General features: G+C 54.0%; 2 rRNA genes (1 of these 2 running past the window's edge). Both read left to right on the forward strand.

The window, feature by feature from the left end:
* Nucleotides 1-2,842, forward strand: a 23S ribosomal RNA gene (locus QUA57_RS28020); it begins 37 nt to the left of the window's first position.
* Nucleotides 2,843-2,968: 126 nt separating this feature from the next.
* A 5S ribosomal RNA gene (gene rrf, locus QUA57_RS28025) occupies nucleotides 2,969-3,083 on the forward strand.
* Nucleotides 3,084-3,123: the final 40 nt, after the last annotated feature.

The raw sequence follows: 3,123 nt of genomic DNA on the forward strand, positions 1-3,123 counted from the left end.
GGTCAGAGGCGATGAAGGACGTGGCAGCCTGCGAAAAGTGCGGGGGAGCTGGCAACAAGCATTGATCCCGTAATGTCCGAATGGGGAAACCCACTGCTTCGGCAGTATCCTGCAGTGAATACATAGCTGCTGGAAGCAAACCCGGTGAACTGAAATATCTAAGTAACCGGAGGAAAAGAAATCAACCGAGATTCCCTGAGTAGTGACGAGCGAACGGGGACCAGCCCTTAAGCTGGATTGGTTTTAGAAGAACAGTCTGGAAAGACTGGCCATAGACGGTGACAGCCCGGTATTCGAAAAGACCTTTTCAGTGAAGACGAGTAAGGCGGGGCACGAGAAACCCTGTCTGAACATGGGGGGACCATCCTCCAAGGCTAAATACTCCTGACCGACCGATAGTGAACCAGTACCGTGAGGGAAAGGCGAAAAGAACCCCGGAGAGGGGAGTGAAATAGATCCTGAAACCGTGTGCGTACAAGCAGTAGGAGCCCGCAAGGGTGACTGCGTACCTTTTGTATAATGGGTCAGCGACTTACTGTTCGTGGCAAGCTTAACCGTATAGGGGAGGCGAAGGGAAACCGAGTCTGATAAGGGCGCATAGTCGCGGGCAGTAGACCCGAAACCGGGTGATCTAGTCATGCCCAGGGTGAAGGTGCCGTAACAGGTACTGGAGGCCCGAACCCACTCCCGTTGCAAAGGTAGGGGATGAGGTGTGATTAGGAGTGAAAAGCTAATCGAACCCGGAGATAGCTGGTTCTCCTCGAAAGCTATTTAGGTAGCGCCTCGTATGAATCTTCTTGGGGGTAGAGCACTGTTATGGCTAGCGGGACATCGCGTCTTAGCAAACCATGGCAAACTCCGAATACCAAGACAGAATGTACGGGAGACACACGGCGGGTGCTAACGTCCGTCGTGAAAAGGGAAACAACCCAGACCCACAGCTAAGGTCCCAAATTTCGTGCTAAGTGGAAAACGATGTGGAAAGGCACAGACAGCCAGGAGGTTGGCTTAGAAGCAGCCACCCTTTAAAGAAAGCGTAATAGCTCACTGGTCGAGTCGGTCTGCGCGGAAGATTTAACGGGGCTAAGCACGAAACCGAAGCTTGGGGTGCATAACTTTGTTATGCGCGGTAGAGGAGCGTTCCGTAAGCCGTTGAAGGTGACTTGAGAAGGTTGCTGGAGGTATCGGAAGTGCGAATGCTGACATGAGTAACGATAATGCGGGTGAAAAGCCCGCACGCCGAAAGCCCAAGGTTTCCTTGCGCAACGTTAATCGACGCAGGGTTAGTCGGTCCCTAAGGCGAGGGCGAAAGCCGTAGTCGATGGGAAGCAGGTTAATATTCCTGCACCTCGCGTGAGTGCGATGGAGGGACGGAGAAGGTTAGGTGTACCGGGCGTTGGTTGTCCCGGGGAAAGGCGGTAGGTTTGGATCTTTGGCAAATCCGGGATCCTTTAAGACCGAGCACCGAGACGAGTCCTTTTGGACGAAGTCACTGATACCACGCTTCCAGGAAAAGCTCCTAAGCTTCAGCTCACGCAGACCGTACCGTAAACCGACACAGGTGGGTAGGATGAGAATTCTCAGGCGCTTGAGAGAACTCGGGTGAAGGAACTAGGCAACATGGCACCGTAACTTCGGGAGAAGGTGCACCCTCTTTGGTGGCCCATGCGGGCTATAGCTGAGGGGGGTCGCAGAAACCAGGCCGCTGCGACTGTTTATCAAAAACACAGCACTCTGCAAACACGAAAGTGGACGTATAGGGTGTGACGCCTGCCCGGTGCTGGAAGGTTAATTGATGGGGTCAGCCGCAAGGCGAAGCTCTTGATCGAAGCCCCAGTAAACGGCGGCCGTAACTATAACGGTCCTAAGGTAGCGAAATTCCTTGTCGGGTAAGTTCCGACCTGCACGAATGGCGTAACGACAGCGGCGCTGTCTCCACCCGAGACTCAGTGAAATTGAAATCGCTGTGAAGATGCAGCGTTCCCGTGGCAAGACGGAAAGACCCCGTGAACCTTTACTATAGCTTTACATTGAACGTTGAGTTCGTCTGTGTAGGATAGGTGGGAGGCTATGAAACCTAGGCGCTAGCTTCGGTGGAGCCAACCTTGAAATACCACCCTGATGTGCTTGACGTTCTAACCTAGGTCCGTAATCCGGATCGGGGACCATGTATGGTGGGTAGTTTGACTGGGGCGGTCTCCTCCCAAAGAGTAACGGAGGAGCTCGAAGGTACGCTCAGCGCGGTCGGACATCGCGCACTGTGTGCAAAGGCATAAGCGTGCTTGACTGCGAGATCGACGGATCAAGCAGGTACGAAAGTAGGACTTAGTGATCCGGTGGTTCTGTATGGAAGGGCCATCGCTCAACGGATAAAAGGTACTCCGGGGATAACAGGCTGATACCGCCCAAGAGTTCATATCGACGGCGGTGTTTGGCACCTCGATGTCGGCTCATCACATCCTGGGGCTGTAGTCGGTCCCAAGGGTATGGCTGTTCGCCATTTAAAGTGGTACGCGAGCTGGGTTCAGAACGTCGTGAGACAGTTCGGTCCCTATCTGCCATGGGCGTTGGAGATTTGAGAGGGGCTGCTCCTAGTACGAGAGGACCGGAGTGGACGAACCTCTGGTGTTCCGGTTGTCACGCCAGTGGCATTGCCGGGTAGCTATGTTCGGAAGCGATAACCGCTGAAAGCATCTAAGCGGGAAGCGCGCCTCAAGATGAGATCTCCCGGGGCACAAGCCCCCTAAAGGAACCATCAAGACTAGGTGGTTGATAGGTCAGGTGTGTAAGTGGGGCAACCCATTGAGCTAACTGATACTAATGATCCGTGTGGCTTGACCATATAACCTCAAGTGGCCTTGGACTCGACGATATCGTCAGAGAAAATCCAATGCCCGCTACGTCACAAGACCCTATGAGAGATTGGCGCCTTAATCCGTTACCTAGATGGCGACACTCCAACCCTCTCCCTGGTGAAATTAGCGCTGTGGTCCCACCCGTTCCCATCCCGAACACGGAAGTGAAACGCAGCCGCGCCGATGGTAGTGTGGCTTAAGCCATGCAAGAGTAGGTCATCGCCAGGGGCTTTACCCCAAAACCCCCAGCCAAAAGGCTGGGGGTTTT

The sequence above is a fragment of the Microcoleus sp. Pol7_B2 genome, from assembly GCF_036701035.1.
Classification (GTDB): Bacteria; Cyanobacteriota; Cyanobacteriia; order Cyanobacteriales; family Microcoleaceae; genus Microcoleus.